At 61.6% G+C, this 19,396-nt stretch carries 11 protein-coding genes; 10 read left to right on the forward strand and 1 reads right to left on the reverse strand.

Annotation, left to right across the window (positions count from 1 at the left end):
• Positions 1–41 precede the first annotated feature (41 nt).
• The 7 genes from AB4Y34_RS12200 to AB4Y34_RS12230 all read left to right on the forward strand — a co-directional run bounded on the left by AB4Y34_RS12200 (position 42) and on the right by AB4Y34_RS12230 (position 8,695).
• Entirely contained in the window at positions 42–791 is a 750-nt protein-coding gene (locus tag AB4Y34_RS12200; RefSeq protein WP_368716140.1) for an acetoacetate decarboxylase, read from the forward strand.
• A 75-nt stretch (positions 792–866) separates the two neighbouring features.
• Positions 867–2,015, forward strand: a complete 1,149-nt coding sequence (locus AB4Y34_RS12205) for an acyl-CoA dehydrogenase family protein (protein ID WP_368716202.1) — start codon at positions 867–869, stop codon at positions 2,013–2,015.
• 18 nt (positions 2,016–2,033) lie between these two features.
• On the forward strand, positions 2,034–2,966 hold the full coding sequence (locus AB4Y34_RS12210) for a 3-hydroxyacyl-CoA dehydrogenase NAD-binding domain-containing protein (protein WP_368716141.1): 933 nt from the start codon (positions 2,034–2,036) through the stop codon (positions 2,964–2,966).
• Positions 2,967–3,027: 61 nt separating this feature from the next.
• Positions 3,028–4,581 carry a phospholipase D family protein gene (locus tag AB4Y34_RS12215; RefSeq protein ID WP_368716142.1) on the forward strand — a complete coding sequence of 518 codons (1,554 nt, stop codon included), beginning with the start codon at positions 3,028–3,030 and terminating at the stop codon, positions 4,579–4,581.
• 126 nt (positions 4,582–4,707) lie between these two features.
• Positions 4,708–5,442 (forward strand): TrkA family potassium uptake protein, encoded by a 735-nt coding sequence (locus AB4Y34_RS12220; protein WP_368716143.1) that lies wholly within the window; start codon positions 4,708–4,710, stop codon positions 5,440–5,442.
• Positions 5,439–7,190, forward strand: a complete 1,752-nt coding sequence (locus AB4Y34_RS12225; protein WP_368716144.1) for a SulP family inorganic anion transporter — start codon at positions 5,439–5,441, stop codon at positions 7,188–7,190. Before AB4Y34_RS12220 ends, AB4Y34_RS12225 begins: the two co-directional genes overlap by 4 nt.
• A 176-nt stretch (positions 7,191–7,366) precedes the next feature.
• The gene (locus AB4Y34_RS12230) at positions 7,367–8,695 is read left to right on the forward strand and encodes a DUF2252 domain-containing protein (RefSeq protein WP_368716203.1); all 1,329 of its coding nucleotides are present in this window, start codon (positions 7,367–7,369) and stop codon (positions 8,693–8,695) included.
• Between the two features lie 39 nt (positions 8,696–8,734).
• On the opposite strand, the gene AB4Y34_RS12235 is transcribed toward AB4Y34_RS12230, so the two are convergent.
• Positions 8,735–14,266: an AAA family ATPase gene (locus AB4Y34_RS12235; protein ID WP_368716145.1), complete on the reverse strand. Its 5,532-nt coding sequence runs from the start codon at positions 14,264–14,266 to the stop codon at positions 8,735–8,737.
• 567 nt (positions 14,267–14,833) lie between these two features.
• On the opposite strand from AB4Y34_RS12235, the gene AB4Y34_RS12240 reads away from it, so the two are divergent.
• From AB4Y34_RS12240 to AB4Y34_RS12250, 3 genes are all read left to right on the forward strand, one after another.
• Positions 14,834–15,496: a response regulator transcription factor gene (locus AB4Y34_RS12240; RefSeq protein ID WP_368716146.1), complete on the forward strand. Its 663-nt coding sequence runs from the start codon at positions 14,834–14,836 to the stop codon at positions 15,494–15,496.
• A gap of 33 nt (positions 15,497–15,529) precedes the next feature.
• On the forward strand, positions 15,530–18,130 hold the full coding sequence (locus AB4Y34_RS12245) for an ATP-binding protein (protein ID WP_368716147.1): 2,601 nt from the start codon (positions 15,530–15,532) through the stop codon (positions 18,128–18,130).
• Between the two features lie 306 nt (positions 18,131–18,436).
• Positions 18,437–19,390, forward strand: a complete 954-nt coding sequence (locus AB4Y34_RS12250) for a 3-hydroxyacyl-CoA dehydrogenase NAD-binding domain-containing protein (RefSeq protein ID WP_368716148.1) — start codon at positions 18,437–18,439, stop codon at positions 19,388–19,390.
• Positions 19,391–19,396 lie beyond the last annotated feature (6 nt).

A 19,396-nucleotide genomic window follows, 5' to 3' on the forward strand; every position in this document is an offset into this window, starting at 1 on the left:
GAGGCACGCCTTCCACCCCGCACGGCGACTAGGAGCGTTCCATGACTGAAGACGAAGTGCGCGCATCGGCCTACGCGATGCCACTGACGAGCCCCGCCTATCCTAAGGTGCCGTACCGGTTCGTCGATCGCGAGTTCGTGATCATCACGTATCGCACCGATCCGGAGGCCCTTGCGCGAGTGGTCCCGGCTCCGCTCAGGCCTGTCGAGCCGATCGTCAAGTACGAGTTCATCAACATGCCCGATTCGAGCGGGCTTGGCTCCTACACCGAATCCGGCCAGGTGATACCCGTTACGCTCGATGGCGTTGCCGGCGGCTTCACGCATGCGATGTTTCTCGACAGCGAGGCCGGCATCGCCTCCGGTCGAGAACTGCTGGGCTTTCCGAAGGTGCTGGCACAACCGAAGCTGGAGGTGCGCAACGACGCTCTGGTTGGCACGCTCGACTACAACGGCGTGCGCGTGGCCACGGCGACGATGGCCTATAAGTACAAGCCGCTCGATCTCGCTTCGGTCAGGAAAACCCTCGAGGCGCCGGGCTATCTGCTGAAGATCTTGCCGCACGTGGACTGCACGGCGCGCGTGTGCGAAATCGTCAGGTACTACATCGAGGACCTGACCGTCAAAGGGGCGTGGACAGGTCCGGCGTCGCTGGAACTGCATCCGCACTGCTTCGCACCGGTAGCGAAGCTCCCGGTGCTAGAAATCCTCTCAGCCGTGCATCTGCTGACCGACCTGTCGCTAGGCAGGGCAGAAGTGGTCTACGACTACCTTGCCCATACACCGTCCTGATTCACCTGTGCGAGACACACCATGCCAGAGACAAAGCCTCCCCGCGCGCTGCCGGCCCCCGATAGCGACTTCTACATGATCCACCAGGTCTTGAGCGAAGACGAGCAGGCACTCCTCGCAAGAGTGCGGAGTTTTATGGAACGGACCGTGGCGCCCGTCATCAACCAGTACTGGGCGGAAGACAGGTTTCCGTTCGATCTGATACCGGGCCTTCGCGATCTGAACATCGTCGGCATCGGCTTCAAGGGGTATGGTTGCCCCGGCGGCAGCGTTCTGCTCGGTGGCTTCATCGCCATGGAGCTTGCGCGCGTCGACGCTTCGATCGCGACGTTCTTCGGTGTGCAAAGCGGCCTCGCGATGGGCTCGATCTACCTCGGCGGTTCGGAAGAGCAGAAGCAGAAGTGGCTGCCGCCTATGGTTCGCCTCGAAAAGGTCGGCTGCTTCGGGCTGACCGAACCCCTCGTCGGCTCGGGCGCCGGTGGCGGGCTCCTCACCACCGCGAAGCGTGAAGGTGATACCTGGGTACTCAACGGCCAGAAACGCTGGATCGGCAATGCGCCGTGGTGCGATCTCTCCATCATCTGGGCCCGCGACGTCGACGACGAACAGGTGAAGGGATTCATCGTCGAAAACAGAACGACGCCGGGATTTTCGGTCGCGAAGATCGAGCGCAAGGTCGCGTTGCGGGTCGTGCAGAACGGCGTCATCACGATGGAGAACTGCCGCGTGCCTGAGGAAAACCGCTTGCAGGGCGGTTCGACCTTCCGCGACACGGCGCGCGTGCTGCGCCTGACGCGCCAGTATGTGGCCTGGGAGGCGGTGGGCTGCAGCATGGGCGCCTATGAGCACGCGCTCAAGTATGCGCAGACGCGCGAGCAGTTCGGCAAACCGATCGCGTCCTTTCAGTTGGTCCAGGATCTGCTCGCAAAGATGCTCGGCAATATCACCGCCTCGCAGTGCATGGTCGTACGCCTCGCGCATCTCCAGGACCAGGGCAAGCTCAAGGACGAGCACGCCTCGCTCGCCAAGGCGTTCTGCACGGTCCGCATGCGCGAGACGGTCGGCTGGGCGCGCGAGGTACTGGGCGGCAACGGCATCGTGCTCGACTATAGCGTCGCGCGCTTCATGGCCGACTCGGAAGCGCTCTATTCCTATGAGGGGACGCGCGAGATGAATTCACTGATCGTCGGCAAGGCGGTCAGTGGGTTCAGCGCGTTCGTCTAACGTCACGGAGTCCGAACCATGAGCAAGACAATCGAGCGCGTGACGATCATCGGAACTGGGGTCATCGGCGCGAGCTGGGCGGCGCTATTTCTCGCCAAAGGTCTGGATGTGGTCGCGACCGACATCGCCCCCGATGCAAAGCAGAAGCTCGACGAGTTCATCGCGACTGCGTGGCCGGCGCTGGAGCAACTGGGGCTCGCGCCCGGCGCATCGCCTTCGAAGCTTCAGTTCACGGACAACTTCGAAGAAGCCATAGCTGGGAGCGATCTGGTCCAGGAAAACGGACCCGAGCGTATCGCCTTCAAGAAGGACCTCTACCGTCGTCTCGACGAAGCACTGGCGCCCGAGGCGATCATCGCATCGAGCTCGTCGGGCCTGACGATGAGCGAGATTCAATCCGCCTGCCCCAATCATCCCGAACGGTGCGTGATCGGTCACCCGTTCAACCCGCCGCACCTGATACCGCTGGTCGAGATCGTGGGCGGCGCGAAGACCTCGGAAGAGACCATCGAACGCGTCAGCGTGTTCTATCGCGGCCTCGGTAAGCGGACGATCCGCTTGCGCAAGGAGGTTCCGGGCCACGTCGCCAATCGGCTTCAGGCCGCCCTGTTTCGCGAAGTGGTTTACCTGATCGCGGAGGGGGTCGTCAGTGTCGGCGATGCGGACGCCGCGGTTTCGTGGGGCCCAGGTCTGCGTTGGGGGATCATGGGACCTAGTCTTCTCTATCATCTCGGCGGCGGACAGGGCGGCATCGAGCACTTCTTCGATCAGTTCACCGGTCCACTGACTGCCTGGTGGCACGTGCTCGGAACCCCGGAACTCACGCCGGATGTGCGGGCGAGCATCATCAAGGGTGTCCGCGAGGAAGTCCAGTCGCGCTCGCTGCAGGAGCTCGCAACGTATCGCGACGAGGTTTTGATGGGGCTGCTTCGGCTGCGGAATAAGGAGTAGTGCCTTTTCGCGCCCGAGAGCCAGGTGTGATCCCGCTTCGACGTTCGAGCGAGGTGCGAACATGAAAAATCTGCAGCGTCTCATTGCAAGCGTGCTCGTCTTCATGCTGGCCGCGTGCGCCGGTTTGCCTCCACAGACGAACCGGCCGCAGACTTTTGCACTTCAAGACACGCAAACTACGCGGCTCGGCGCGCTAGTCGCGCCCGAAGAGCAGAAGCATCCGGGCGAGACGGTGTTTCATCTGCTGCCGGACCCTACCGATGCGATCGTGGCCCGCATCGCGCTCGCCGAAAAAGCCGACCGTTCGCTCGATCTGCAGTATTACATCTGGCACGACGATCTGGTCGGCCGAGAACTCGCGGCGGCGTTACTCGAGGCAGCGGACCGGGGCGTCCGCGTTCGTGTCCTCCTCGACGACCTGGGCACCAACCCGGACGACCAGGTCCTGCTCGCGCTCAACTCGCATCCAAATGTGAAGATCAGGCTGTTCAATCCGGTCGCGAGCCGGAGCTTCAAGTCGCTTGCTACCGCTCTCGAATTATCGCGGGTGGACCGGCGCATGCACAACAAGGCAATGGTCGCGGACAACGAAGCCGCGATTCTTGGCGGGCGCAATATCGGCGACGAATACTTCGGTGCCTCGAACGTGGTGGCCTTCGGGGATCTGGATGTGCTGGTGCACGGTCCCGTCGTCCGGAAAGTCTCGGAGGCCTTCGACCAGTTCTGGAATTCCGAAGCGAGTTATTCGATCGAGCAACTGGCAGGGCATCCGGCGGAATCGTCTGCGCTGCCCGCCTACCGCGCGAAACTGGATGACTACATCAAATCGGAGCATGACTCTGCGTATGTCGCGCAGGCGAGAGAACGGCTGGCCACGGTCTTCGAACCGGGCGACACCGAATTTGCCTGGGGAGAAGCCACGCTTCTGTACGACGATCCAGCCAAGATCACCCGCGACCCGACTGACACGCAAGGCCACTTGATGACGCGGTTCAAGGCCCTGAACCTGAAACCCGCACAGCAGATGCTCATCATCTCGCCTTACTTCGTGCCGGGCAAGGAAGGAGTCGCCTGGATAAGCGATCTGACCGCGCACGGGGTACGCGTCACGGTGTTGACCAATTCGCTGGCGGCAACCGACGTCGTCGCCGTCAATGCCGGATATGAGCACTACCGCGAAGCGCTCCTCGAGGCCGGGGTGCACCTCTATGAGCTGAAGCCGGTCGGCTCGGCCGACGTCAAATCACAACGGAAGTTCTTCGGTTCCTCAAGGGCCTCGTTGCATGCAAAAACGTATGTGTTCGACCGGCAAAGCGTTTTCATCGGCTCGATGAATCTCGATCCTCGCTCGAGCCATCTCAACACGGAAATCGGTGTGCTTTGCAATAGCCCGGCAATTGCCGGCCAGGTGGTCGACGACGTCGAGCCGCACCTGGACCGGATTGCCTGGCGAGTGGAGCTCCGTGCCGACGCGAACGGCTCGAACCGGATCGTCTGGATCGATACCACCGAAAACGGCGCTGTAACGGAATTGGACTCGGAGCCGGACGTCTCTCTTGGGCGGCGTACGAGCGTCTGGTTCATGGGCCTGCTGCCGATCGAGTCGCAGTTATGAGCGCAATGGCGCGCTGCTCGCCGAGTGGCGACAACCGGCGTTTGACCGTATGAGGTAACCATGTGGATTTTCCGTGTCGATGAGCCGCGTCTTGGACGTATCCGCGTTCGGGAATGGCGCCGCCGTGTGCGACATACCCTCGGACTGCTCCTGCTGCTTCTGGGCGGCGCCACCACCGGGCTGATCGTGCTCGACCGTTCGAATGACTCTTTTCTCAACAGGCTGTTCACCGCGCTTTGGGATGGGGTCAATCTCGTCACGACGATCGGCGACTTCGCCGAGTTGAACGAACGTCAAAAGGTTTTCATGCTGCTGGCCATGTTCGCGACGCTGGTGGTCGGCGGATTCGCGGTGTCGAAGCTGACCGGCATGTTGTCTGGCGACGATGTGATGGCCTATCGGGAGAACAGGATCATGGAACGCAAGCTCGAACAGCTCGCCAATCACGTCGTCGTGGTTGGATTCCATTCCCTCGGCATGCTGGTCGCCGATCGATTGCGTGATGCGGGGCAGTTGGTCCTCGTCCTCGTCGGTGATGAGGGGCAGGCCGAACGTGCGGCAGATCATGACCATATGGTCGTGCTCGGCTCGCCCGACGCGTTCGACGACGTGCTCAGGGATGCACGGCTCGATAGCGCCAGCGCGCTCGTCGTCACGACACCCGACAGCAACAACAATCTGGCAATCACCTTGCTCGCGCATACGCTGAATCCCGCACTCCCGATTGCCGTCCCCGGTGAAAATCCATTGAGAAAAGGGCTGTTCGAGAACGCGGGCGCATCCAACGTGATCATCGGCGATGTGATCATCGCGGATGCACTGGTCGACAAACTCACAAACCGAGTGGAGGCGACAACATGAAACCTGCTGCTTCGATGGAACCTCTGCTGCATCGCATGCCTTTCTTGCAGGGCCTTTTACCGATCAACGCCGCACAGCTGCCGCACGACGTCGTTGCCGGAATCACGCTGGCGGCGCTCGGCATTCCCGAAGTGATGGGGTACACGAAGATTGCCGGCACGCCTACGGTCACCGGCCTCTACACGATCCTGCTGCCTCTGGTCGCATTCGCCTTCTTCGGGGCATCGCGCCAACTGGTGGTGGCTGCGGACTCCGCCACGGCGGCCATCCTTGCCGGCATGTTGAGCGCCGTCGCCGCGGTGGGCAGCAAGGAATATGTCGGCCTGACCAGCACCGTTGCGCTGATGGTAGCGGTAATGCTCGTGATTGCGCGCGTGTTCCGGCTGGGATTTCTCGCCGACTTCCTTGCCCGAAGTGCGCTGATCGGCTTTCTGACAGGCGTCGGCGTGCAGGTCGCGGCGGGCGAGTTCGCCGGACTGCTCGGGCTCCCGAAAGCGGGGCATGGGCCGATCATGCAAGTCGTGTCCGTGTTTCAGCGCGTCGCTGAGACGAACACACCGACGGCGGCGTTGGCCATTGCCGTGCTCGCCGTGATCGTCGGGTGCAAACGCTTCGCGCCGCGCGCCCCAGGCGCGCTGATTGCCGTGATCGGCTCTATCGTGGCGAGCGCGATGTTCGGTTTTTCCTCGCACGGCATTGCGGTTACGGGTGACGTGCCGGGCGGCTTGCCTTCGTTGTTCCTGCCGCCGATGCATACGAACGCGATCAATCAGGTGCTCGCCACGGCCGCATCGTGTTTCATCGTCATCATCGCGCAGAGCGCCGCAACCGCGCGCGCGTATGCCAACCGCTACAACGAGAAGGGCGACGACAATGCCGACATCATCGGCCTCGCGGCTGCGAATGCTGCGGCGGCGTTCACGGGCACGTTCGTCGTCAATGGGAGCCCGACCAAGACGGAGATGGTGGACGAAGCGGGCGGCCGCACACAGGTCGCTCATCTTACGACGGCAGCAATCGTCCTTCTGGTGTTGCTGTTTCTCACGAAGCCGCTTGGTTTTCTGCCTGCCGCGGTACTGTCGGCCATCGTCTTCATGATCGGTGTGAAACTGATCGACGTTAAGGGGATGGCCGAGTTGTACCGCATGCAGAAGGACGAGTTCGTCGTGGCGTTGCTGACGGCGGGCGTCGTGGTGTTCGTCGATGTGATGCACGGCATTCTGGCTGCCGTCGTACTTTCGCTGATCGCGCATGCGCGGCATAGCTACCGGCTGCGCACGCGTGTGCTGACGCGCGGCCCCGCGGACCGGTGGCTATCGCATCATGTGGCACCCAATCTGCTCGCGGCACCCGGCATCGTTGTTTACCGGTTCGAGGCCGATCTGTTCTACGCGAACGCCGGCCGCTTCACTGAGGAAGTGCTCAAAGTCGTGACCGAAGCGAGCCCACCCTTGCGCTGGATCGTGGTCGACGCGACCGAGATCTACAACATCGACTACACGGCGGGCAAGACCTTGGTCCAACTGGGCTCGGAACTTGACAAGCGCGGTGTCGGTATTGCCGCCGTCGCGCTTGCGACGGGCGTGCGACACCAGATCGAACGGTATCCGGCACTGCGTGCGCGCGGCGCGCATCGCGAGATCTTTGCGACGGTCGACGCTGCAGTCGACACGCTGCGCGATCTGGCGCCCACGCCATCGACATCCGAAGCGGAATCCGCGCCTGCTTCGGGCACCAAACCGGCATGAGGCAGGCAATCTGACGAGGCGGCCTTGACGCTGAATTGAAAGGAAGGTGGCACATGCTCAATACCGTTGCTGCGAATCATCCTGGGCCCGCTACGGAACGCATCGATCGGAAGACCATGGCGGTACCAGGCGATCCTTCCACGATGTTTGCGGGCCGCGGCACGCTGGCCATGAGAATGGAGCGTGGCAAGGCGGCGCGCAAGGCGGTCTCGCGTGACAGGCTCGCCGACTGCAGGATCGAAGATCGGGATCCGCTCGCGCTACTCGAAGCGTCCAACGCAGGCCGGGTGACGGAGCTGATTCCGATCCGCTACGGGCGTATGGTCCAGAGTCCATTCGCGTTCTATCGCGGCGCGGCGCCGCTGATGGCGTTCGACCTGTCGAGGCTGCCGCACTCCAACGTGAACGTGCAACTCGGCGGCGATGCACATCTGGCCAATTTCGGACTGTTCGCGAGCCCGGAGCGTCGCATTCTGTTTGGGCCAAATGACTTCGATGAAACGTTGCCGGGCCCCTTCGACTGGGATGTGCGCCGGCTAGCGGCCTCGTTCGTGATCGCAGCGCGTGAGCGCGGATTCGCCACTCGCGACCAGCGCAGCGTCGTGCGCCGGTTGTGCGAGACGTTCCGGCACCGGATGGCGGGGTTCAGCCGCATGGACACGCTCGACGTCTGGTACGGCCAGTTCGGGACCGGCAGCATGCTGGCCATGGCCGATTCGGAACGGGAACGAAAAAAGGAACGGGCCGTCATCGACATGGCCCGGCTGCAGTCGTCGCGCTCCGTAATGAATCATTCGACCGAGTTGGTTAACGGCAAGCTGCGCATCAAGGATGTGCCGCCGCTCGTGTATCACGTTCCTCTGGAAAGCCCGCACGACCAGAAGCACTACGATGCGCTGGTACGGCACTTTTTCGCCGACTATCGGCTGACGCTTCCGGACGACAGGCGCGCCCTGTTCGACCGCTATGAACTGGTGGATGTAGCAATACGCGTCGTGGGAATTGGATCGGTGGGCACGCGCTGTTATGAGGCGCTTTTCATGGCCGATGGCGAGTGTCCGCTGTTTCTGCAATTGAAGGAGGCGAGGGCTTCGGTTCTGGAGGACTATTTGCCGCCGAGTCGCTTCCCTAATCACGGCCAGCGCGTCGTGAACGGGCAGCGCCTGCTGCAGTCGGCCAGCGATATTTTTCTCGGCTGGTCGAAGATGCAGCATACGGGCAATGACTTCTACGTGCGGCAACTGCGTGACATGAAGGGCGCCTTCGACTTCACGACCTTCGATGCCGAAGACCTCAGCGAATACGCGGCCTCCTGTGCTCATGCGCTGGCGCATTCGATGGCGAAAGCGGGCGATCCGGCGCTACTCATCGGATATCTCGGCAAGTCGGAGCAATTCGACGAAGCCATCGAGCGGTTCGCCCTCGCGTATGCCGATCAGAATGAGAAGGACTGGTCGGTCTTGAAGGCCGCAGTCAAGGGCGGTCGTGTTCAGGTTCTGACGTGATTCAGAGGGGCGGCCCCCCAGAGGTCGCGGTTCTGAAGCTCAGTCAGCGAGATCTTCCGCGTCGCTGGTCGGAAGTACGATTTGAAAGACGCTGCCGCTAGACGTGTTCGCGTCTGCCCACATGCGTCCCCCGTGTGCCTCGACGATCGATCGGCAGATCGACAGCCCCATGCCCATGCCGCCTGACTTGGTGGTGTAGAACGGGTCGAAGATTCGCTCGATATTCTCCGGTGCGATGCCGGGCCCCGAATCCCGCACCGTGACGCGTACGCCGCCTGACCCGTTCTGCGAGGTTTCGATCAAAAGTTCGCGCGGCGCGCCGGTCTCGCTCGTCATCGCTTCGAGAGCGTTGAGTATCAGATTGAGCATCACCTGTTGCAATTGAACGCGGTCTCCACGGACCATCGGCAAGTTTTCCGAAAATGCCAGTTGCACCGATACGTCGTTCTCCGTCAGATCGCCACGGCTCAGTTCGACGACCTCGACGATGGCTTCGCTGATTCGCAGGGTATCTTTGTGCTGGGGGGCCTTCGTGACGAGTTCGCGGATACGGGAGAGTACGTCCCCCGCCCGTATGGCATCGGCGACGACTCGATCGAGCGCCTGCTGTGCCTCTCTCAGCCTCGGCGGCTCGGAGCGCAGCCACCGCATGGCCGCCTGCGCGTTAATGGCCGACGCAGCGATCGGCTGCTTGATTTCGTGGGCGATCGAGGCGGTGAGCTGGCCGACCGTCGCCAGGCGGTTCGCACGCGCGAGCGAAGATTGCATCTCGCGATAGCGCTGTTCGGCTTCGCGTGTTTCGGTCTCGGCTCGCTTGCGCTCAGTCAGATCGATGACGAAGGCTACCCCCTCGTCGGACTGCTCGCAAAAGGCGGCAAAGCCGATCAGGATCGGCACCCGTAGGCCATCCTTACGGGTGTATTCCTTTTCGAACGGTTGGACGATGCCGGCCGTCTTCAGCTCGACGAGCGTGCGCAAATCGCGCTCGCGCCATTCGGGTGGGCTGAGGTCTTCCCGTTTGACCCGGCCCGCGACGATATCGGTCCGGTCATAGCCTACCATCTGAAGAAACGCATCGTTGGCCTCGACGATCTGGCCATCGAACCGCCAAATGAAGATCCCGATGATGTTGGCCTCGACGAGGCGCCGGATCTTTGCTTCGCGTTCCGCCAGGTCGAGATACAGGCGGGAATTTTCGAGCGAAATGGCCGCTTGAGACGCCAGCAGTTTCAGCATGGCGATCCGCGCTGCGGTAAACACGTGGGACGCGAGATTGTTTTCGAGGTACAGCACGCCGAGCAGTTTGGCGCCGTTGATCAGCGGAAGGCAAAGTATCGACCGTGCGCGAAACCGGGCGATATACGGGTCGGAGGAAAACGGGTTCCGGGCCGATGCATCGGCGAGGATCACGGTTTCAAGGGTTCGCGCGACGTAATGCACGATGGATTCCGGCAGCGCAGCGCCCGATCGCGGCTGCGCGACGACCATGTCGCTGCCAGCGAAAGCTTCTGCCTCGGCCTGTAATTCACCGTCTCGCGGTGTGATCAGGAGGCCGCGGGCGGCACCCGCATATTCGATCGCGTGGCGCAACAACGTATCGATCAGACGCTCTGGAACAACCTCGCCGAAAACGGCCTGCGAGACCTTGATGACGGCGGACAGATCGAGGTGCTCCGCAGGTGCGCCGATCGTGATCGCCGGCCGCACGCCCGATTCCTCCTCGAGAAACTGCGGGAATCGCTCATCGAGTTGCCGCACTTTTGCATCGGCACCCCAGCGAAGATAACCTGAACGGGCCTCGCGCATATGCAGACGCGCGACGGCTTCGAACCCACGTGCCGCGTAGAATTGTGCTGCCGTTTCGCAGGCGAGCGCTTCGTTATGGACGAACCCGCTCTCGCGTGCCGAGCGGATCGCCAACTCGTAAAGGCGCATCGTTTCTTCGAGTTCCATGCCGTCGAGACGCGCTATTTCGGCCGCCACCAGCGCTCTTCGGCTTTCGAAATTTTCCGGGCAGTTTGCGGCCCATGCCTGTAGTTTTCTGTGATCGACAGCCATCGCGTCCAGATGCTGCCTGCGCTGAAGCGGTGACTCCATCTCGCAGATCGCAGCGCGCGAAAGGGCGTCGAAAAAGTGATATTCCACTATCTCGAGTGATCCGGAATGCTTCGTCAGAACAGATTCAGCCTTCGATGATGCCTCGAGGGCTATCCGATAGTCGCCCGCAAAGAAGCGGGCCTGGAGCTTTCGAATCCAATACCAGCATGCCACCGCCGCTAAAGCCGGCTTGCTGGAAAAATTCAGCTCGAACTGGTGTTCATTGAACTGGTTATCATCGAACGATCCGAACTTTTGCGTGAGTCCCCGAAGCGTCCTGACAAGTTGAAGCTGCGGCGTGATGAGATCGGCGCCAAATCCGAATCGAACCGCTCGCGCGAAATCGAGGCCATGTTCGGCGCCACGTTGCACCTCGACGAGTGGATCGCCAGCTAGCAGAAGATTGGTGTTCAGGTGGGCGCAGCTGTATGCCGCATAAGTGCAATCGCCGATCTGGCTGGCAACATCCATGGCGCGATGCAGAGGTTCACGGGCCATTCGGACAGGATTCGTCCATTGCGCGACGAGACCGAACGTCTCATAGGTCCGCGCCTGAAAGTGTTTCATCGCGCGTCGTTCGACCAGTTCATAGCCGAGCCGCGCAAATCGGAATCCGGCCGCATAGTCGCCGAAATAGACGCCGGCTATCAGACCGAGCCGTACGTAGGCGGCGCACGACGCATCGCAAATGCCGCGCTCGAGGCTGAGATTGACCGCTCGACAGATCAACAGGGCATAGAGGTGGATGTCTGTAAACAGCGCGGCTGGAAAGAGCCTGGTCAGCACGTCAAAGGAGGCAACGCTCGCGGCGTCGCTCATCACGGGCAAATCGACGAGCTCCTCGATCGTGCGCTTGCCCAGCAATGTCCAGATCCGCGCGTATTCGACTTGCACCTGCGCTTCCGTTGGATGCGCTGAGCAGTCGACGCCCTCATGACGCAGATAATCGAGTGCGGCGGCGACGGTGCGATCACTCTGGCCGAGCATGACGTAGACATCGGCTTGCTGGCTTGTGACCATCGCCCGTTCGACGTTATCGGCGGCGCGTGTCGACAACATCGCCAGACGGTTTTCGGCTGACTTCAGATGGCCCGTCAACATTTCGCATTCGGCGCGGTGAATGGCGAGGGAGAAGGCGAGTCGATGCTGGCGCGCCCAACCGTCTTCCGTCAGCAGCTCCGCGCCTGCCTTGAAGTAATTGAGCGCTGACGCGTAGGCCGCCGACATCATGGCGTACTTGCCGGCGAGCAGGTTCAGCTCGGCGACCAGTTGACGCTCCTCTGGTGTCACGATCAGTGCATTCGCACGATCGAACTGGCTGACGATATCGAAGACCGACTGCTCCCTTTTCGCCGGTGCAAGTCGAGCCGCGAGCAGCCGTCCAATGCGCAGGTGCATGTCTGCCCGGCTTGCGACTGGAATCAGCGAATACGCTGCCTCCAGTATCCGGTCATGAGCAAACCGGTAGGCGCCCTCCTGACGGATTATCAACTGTTGGCGGACCGCCTCCCACAGATTGGCGCTGACCATTCGCTCCGAGCTCTCGCACACGGTTGCAAGTGTGGCCGCTTCGGCGATGTTGCCGAGGCATGCGAGTAACTGAAGGGTTTTCAGGGTTCTGGCGGGCAGACGGCTGAGCTTCCCGACCATGAGCTCGACGACGTTTTCCGTATGGTCCATGGCGGCGATCTGGCGCAGATCCCACGACCAGCACTCGAGCGCATGATCGAAGCTGAGCAAGCCCTCGTCGACGAGCGCCACGAGAAACTGGAGCGTGAAGAAAGGATTGCCGCCGGTCTTCTGTTGTAGCAAACGCGCAAGCGGTGCTGCGCGCTCCGGTGCGCAGCGCATTGAATCGGCGATCAATTGCCCAAGCGTGTCGGGCATCAGCGGCTTGAGCCTGATTTCATGCACGGCCGCGCCCATCCCATGGATTGCAGCGAGCTTGCCGGTGAGCTCATCAGTCGCATCCACTTCGTTATCGCGGTAGGCACCGATCAACAGAAAGTGCTGCAAGCCCGATCGTGTCAAAAGGAAATCGAGCAGATCGAGCGTCGCCGCATCGAGCCACTGGAGATCGTCGAGAAATAGCGCGAGCGGATGTTCAGGCGTGGCGAAGACCTCAATGAAGCGCCGGAACACGAGCTGAAAGCGGCGTTGTGCATCTTCAGGCGGAAGCTCGGGGACCGGTTTCTGTTCGCCGATCACGGTAGCGAGGGCCGGCACCAGGTTTAGGATCAAGGCCCCGCCCGGATCGAGTGCTGCGCAAAGCGCGGCACGCCAGCGGCCCAGCTCGGCTTCCCGGCTACCGAGGAGCGGCCGAATCAGGCGTTGCAACGCCTGCGCCAACGTCGCGTAGGGGATATCACTCTTGTATCGATCGCACTTCCCAGCGGCGAAGATGCCTCGCGAGGAGCCGAGCTTCTTCTGCAATTCGTGTACGAGAGCCGACTTGCCGATGCCTGAGTGGCCGGTGATAAGCACCAGCTCCACTTTGCCGTCGCTCACGCGATCGAAAGTGCGCAGCAACGTATCGAGTTCGCGCTCCCGGCCGTACAGCTTCTCGGGGATCAAAAGCCGGTCGGGTGTATCGCACACGCCGAGCAGGAAGTCGTCGATGAGTTTCGCGGTTTCCCACTGGACCAGACAACAGCGCAAATCGTGCTCGACGCCGAACGCAGTCTGGTACCTGTCTTCTGCTGACTTGGCGAGCAGCTTCATGACGATCGCCGAAACTGGCCCCGGTATCGACCTGTCGAGCTCCGCTGGAGGCACCGGCTGCCGCGCGATATGGCAGTGCACCCATTCCATCGGGTCGGACGCGCTGAACGGCAAGACGCCCGTCAACATCCTGTAGTAGGTCACACCCAACGAGTAAAGGTCGCTACGCGAATCGACCGACCGGTTCATTCGGCCGGTCTGCTCAGGCGCCATGTAGGCGAGGGTCCCCTCGATGAATTCGGGCGGCTTCGGCGTTTGATGCTCGCGCGGTAGTTGCATGGCGATGCCGAAGCCCGTCAACCTTGCCGCGCCGGTCGCGTGATTCACGACGATGTGGGCGGGCTTCACGTCCTTGTGGACGAGCCCCCGCGCGTGAAGCTTGCCCAAGGCAATAACAATGCCGGTGGCGATCCGAAGAAAGTCTTTCGTGTCCATTGGCGAGGTGAACCGCTCGAGCGGTTCGCCGCCAGGATCCTCGAGCACGAGCGCAGCGTGGCCATGTTCGCGCAGCAGCATGAGCGGCCGCACCGCCGCCGCTTCGTCGAGTTCGTCCGCGAGCGCGTACTCATGCGCAAGGCGATCGACGACAGCCTGACTGGGATGAGGGTCCGCAGGCCGCACTATCAGCACGGACTCGCGGATGCCATCCGCGCGGACTCGCGATCCCCGGTAGAACGCGCAGTCGCCGTCTTCCCACACGAACTGAAGCGGATCGCTCGTATCGATATCAACCGAACCGAATGAGACACTCAACTCGCTCCCTCCCGTATCAGGTGGTCTGGCCTCGCTTGAGTCGGAAGTGGCTACCCAAGCCGATGCGCCCCCGTCCTGGGATCGTATGACTATTGGGCTGCGGATGATCTATACCACCGGATCGCCGTCGTCAGTGACGTCAATCATTCTGCAATCGTACTCCTGGCGAAAGCGTTGCTTTCGGATTTAGGACCTTTACGGCCGCCAGGCAGGTTTAAATATCGCATAACTTATTGTTAAAGCGCTCGCCCTTAACGGCGCCCAACTTTGCGCGCGGCTCTGTGAGCGTTGTTAAGCGACTAAGGAATTCATTGCCGCGCTGGTACTTGGTGCCCGGCCCTGCCTTTCCTTCGGTTTTTCGGACGGCACTATACTTAAGCATTGCTGTTGCGAGCGTTTATTGGATAAGATCCGGGGCGTTAAAGCAAATTTCTCTACCAGACGACACAAGCTCGAACACAGTAGGACCACGGTGTCGGCCGATGTTCGTCGCTTTGGGGTGGCGCAGTATCGCATCCGGTAGTTGTAGCAGACTCACCAGGCAGCGTTCCCACACGGAGAAAGAAGATGAGTGCGATACCGGTTTCGACTTCGATCGCCGGGACGGGCAGGGGCGCACAATCGGTGGTCTATGTCATCGACGACGATGAGTCGATGCGCATCGCGCTGACGAACCTGCTGGATTCCTTCGGCCTGCATGTCGAGACTTTCGCCTCGCCCCGGGAATTTCTCGCGTTCCCCAAGGCCGACATACCTTCCTGCCTTATTCTCGACGTCAGATTACGTGGCGAAAGCGGCCTTGCCTTCCAGCAGGAAGGCGCAAAGAGCGGCCTGCGCATGCCGGTCCTGTTCATGACGGGGTACGGCGATGTTCCGATGTCGGTCAGAGCAATGAAAGCCGGAGCACTGGACTTTTTCACCAAGCCATTTCGTGAGCAGGACATGCTGGATGCCGTTGTCCAGGCACTGGCGCGCGACCATGAACGGCTCGTCGCGGAACAATCGGTGGCATCACTTCGCAACGCTTACGAATTACTTTCGTTGCGCGAGCGAGAAGTCATGGGTTACGTCATAGCGGGTTTGCTGAACAAGCAGATCGCCTCCGAGATGGACGTCAGGGAAGTGACAGTGAAGATCCATAGGGCGCAGGTGATGAGAAAGATGGCGGCACGCTCCGTGGCGGAGCTTGTCAGGATGGCGGCGGCCTTGGGGGTCGAGCCAGAAGCCTGAGCGACGATGTCTTCGGCCCGGGGTGCGTTCTACATGGTAGATCTCTCTACTTATCGGTTGACCACGCTGCGGACCGGCGAGTACACGCTGCGCCGCGGCACTCGCGACGGGCTGAATCCTATTTTGCTCGTCACGCCGGCCGCATCAGAGCGTGCGGAACTGGTCAAACGGCTAGAGCATGAATATTCCCTCGAATCCGAGCTCTGCTCCGACTGGGCGGCGCGGCCTATCGCGCTGTTGCACTTCGAAGGCAGTACGACGCTTGTGCTCGAGGACCCGGGCGGGGAGCCGCTTGATTGTCTCGTCGGTCATTCGTTGGACATTCCAAGCTTTCTGCGTGTTGGGATCGCGCTCGCGCAGGCGCTTGACCGCATGCATGAGCGAGGGCTGATGCACCTCGACATCAGGCCCGCGAACGTCGTCGTGGACATGGTCCGTGGCCACGCATGGCTGACCGGGTTCAGCATCGCTTTGCGGCATCCGCCTGAGAATCGGCTTCCTGACTGGCCAGAAACCATTGCTGGAACGCCTGCCTATATGGCGCCTGAGCAGACGGACCGGATGAACCGCTGCGTCGATTCGCGCAGCGATCTCTACGCGTTGGGCGTCACGCTTTATGAAATCCTGACCCGTGCGCTGCCGTTGGCCACGAAAGATCCGATCGAATTGATCGATTGCCACGTCGCGCGCCAGCTCATGTCGCCCAGCGACGTTCCGACCGGGGTACCCCTGCAGATTTCGAGCGTGTTGATGAAGCTTCTGGCAAAGACTGCCGAGGAGCGCTATCAAACTGCCGCTGGGGTGGAGGCAGACCTTAGAAAGTGCCTCGCAGCATGGGAGGCCGCCGGCCAGCTCGAAACGCTCGATTCTGGTCAGCGCGGCCCCGGTCTCGCGCTCGCTGCCCAGTTCGAAGAGCGGCACCCTGAATCGCGCGAGCGTGCGCCCGCTGCATTGCTGCCGACAATCGAAGCTTCGACCGAGCAGATCGATCTTGGTACCGTCGTCAGGATGTCTCAAGCCATAGCCAGCGAGATCGTTAGCGACAAGCTGATCGAAACACTGATGGTGCTGGCCGTCGAGCACGCTGGAGCAGACTACGGGCTGCTGGTTTTCCCCCAGGAGGGGAAACTTCGCGTCGAGGCCGAAGCGAGTGTCGATCGCGGGGCCGTGCGGGTGCACATCGTGCGGGCGCCGGTCAGGTCGGCGCAGGCGCCGGTATCCATCCTCGATCAGGTCGCGCGCAGCAAGCAGCCCGCGATTCTCGACGACGTGCGAACACTCGGCGCCCAGGCCGCCGACGCGTACTTCAGTCACAAACCCGTGCGCTCCATCCTGTGCCTGCCGCTGATCAAGCAGGCCGAGCTGATCGGCATGCTGTACCTCGAGAACAGTCTCGCCTCGCACGCTTTTCCGGCCGCCCGGATCGCGGTGCTGGAACTCCTTTCGTCGCAGGCGGCGATCTCGCTGGAAAACGCACGTCTCTACGCCGAGCTGGTTCACGAAAACGCGGATCGGCGCGATGCCGAAGAGGCGCTCAGAGCGAGCGAGGCATCGCTCAACGAGGCACAGAAGATAAGCCACACCGGCAGCTGGCGGTGGCGGCCCGAAACCGGCGATGTTTCGTCTTCGGAAGAGCTGCGGCGCATCTTCGGGTTCGAAACGAAGGCGCAGGCGTCATATGAGTCGTTCCTGGGGCGCATCCGTCCTGAAGAACGAACGTCGTTCGAGCGGGTGCTTGAAGGCGCCGTACGCGAAAGACGGCGGTTCCGGCACGAGCATCACATCGAACTCCCGGGCGGAGCCGTCAGATATCTGCAGGTGGTGGGGCAGCCCGATATCACGGCATCTGGGGCACTGGAATTCATCGGCACCGTAATGGACATCACGGAGCGCAAGCGTGCGGAGGAGGCGCTAAGAGATGCGCAAACGGAACTCTCGCGCATCGCCCGCCTGACGACCATGGGCCAGCTGGTCGCTTCGATTGCCCACGAAATCAATCAGCCGCTGGGTGCGATCTCCGCCAACGGCACCGCATGCATGAACTGGCTCAACCGCGAGAATCCCGATCTCGCTAGCATGCGCGGCGCGATGGCCCGCATCGTTCACGACGCGCACCGCGCGGGCGACGTGATCCGCGGATTGCGCGCGCTCGTATCGAAGTCGGGGCCGCAACTGACGAAGGTCGACATCAACGACGCCATCGCGGACGTGCTGGCGCTGACCCGGGTCGAATTGCAAGAGCAGGGCGTGGCGCTTCGCACCGACCTGGCGCCGGACGTCGGTTTCGTATTTGGCGACCCGGTGCAACTGCAGCAGGTGCTGCTCAACCTGATCATGAATGGGATCGAAGCGATGGCCGCAGCGACTCCCGACCCGAAAGCGCTCACTATCACGTCACAGGCCGCGGAAATGGGCGGTATCCGCGTTGCCGTTCAAGACACCGGCGCAGGGCTCGACCCGGCGACGTCCGACCGGCTGTTCGAGCCGTTCTTTACGACGAAGCTCGTCGGTATGGGCATGGGACTATCGATTTGCAAGTCGATCGTCGAAGCCCACGGCGGCCATCTGTGGGCGAGGCAGAATGCGCCGCATGGCGCAATCTTTCAGTTCGTGCTGCCGAACTGCGCCCCCTAGAGTCCGTTCACATTAATAATGGCCTGGTGCCGGCGCTCTCCGATCGTAGCGATGTGCCGTACGACCGTTCAATTTTCCCTTCCTGCATGTCAATTCGCAGCCGTTCAGCTTCGCCGGGATGCGATTGTCGAAATGCACAAAGACTCTCGTTGGATTCTCCAATGTTTTGCGGTCTTGACATTGGTAGATTGAATTAACTTCTGCCTGAATACCCAGGCTGGCCGCCAGCATGGCGTTCGAGCGACAGCGGGGTCCCTCGCGTTCGTGACGCCGTGCATTGCACATCTGACTATAAGGAACGTCTCAGTGGCGAAGCAAATCAACCGTGTTGCGGTGATTGGCACGGGCGTGGTCGGCGCGAGTTGGACCGCATTATTTCTCGCGAAAGGACTCGACGTCGTCGCAGTGGATCAGGGGCCGGACGCCGAGCAGCGCTTGCAGCACTATGTCGACGCGGCGTGGCCGGCGCTCGAAGCACTTGGCCTCGCGCCCCGAGCCTCGCGCTCCCGTCTCACCTTCACGCGCGAGTTGCAGGGCGCCGTGGCGGACGTTGGCTTCGTCCAGGAAAATGGTCCCGAACGGATCGACTTGAAGCGCGCGATATATGAAGGGCTTGACGTTCTCCTTCCACCGGACGTACCCATCGCTTCGAGTTCCTCCGGCCTCACGATGAGTAACATCCAGGTGGGTTGCAAGTCGTATCCACAACGCTGCGTGATCGGGCATCCGTTCAATCTGCCGCATCTCATTCCGCTCGTCGAGATCGTTGCAGGCGAACAGACGTCAGAGGAGACCGTCAACAAGGTCACGGCCTTCTATACGTCGCTCGGCAAGCGCACGATCCGCGTTCGCAAGGAGGTGCCTGGTCTTGTGGCGAACCGGCTACAGGCAGCATTGTGGCGGGAGATGGTGCATCTCGTGGCAGAGGGCGTCGTGAGTGTGGCGGATGCCGATACCGCGGTGTGTCATGGCCCCGGACTGCGATGGGGATTGATGGGACCGACCATGCTGTTTCATCTCGGCGGCGGGAAAGGCGGCATCGAGAACTTTCTCGATCAGTTCACCGGACCGATGACCGCATGGTGGAAAGCGCTGGGGTCGCCCGAACTGACGCCGAACATGCAGCAGGCGATCATCGACGGTGCGCGGCGCGAGGCAGCGGGCCAGTCTGTTGGCGACCTTACGGCGCAATGCGAGCGCATGCTGCTTGACCTGCTGAAGCTGCGGCAGAGTGCGGGCTCGGAGGCAAGTACCTCATGAAAAATG

Source organism: Paraburkholderia sp. BR10954 (assembly GCF_040965775.1).
Taxonomy (GTDB): domain Bacteria; phylum Pseudomonadota; class Gammaproteobacteria; order Burkholderiales; family Burkholderiaceae; genus Paraburkholderia; species Paraburkholderia youngii.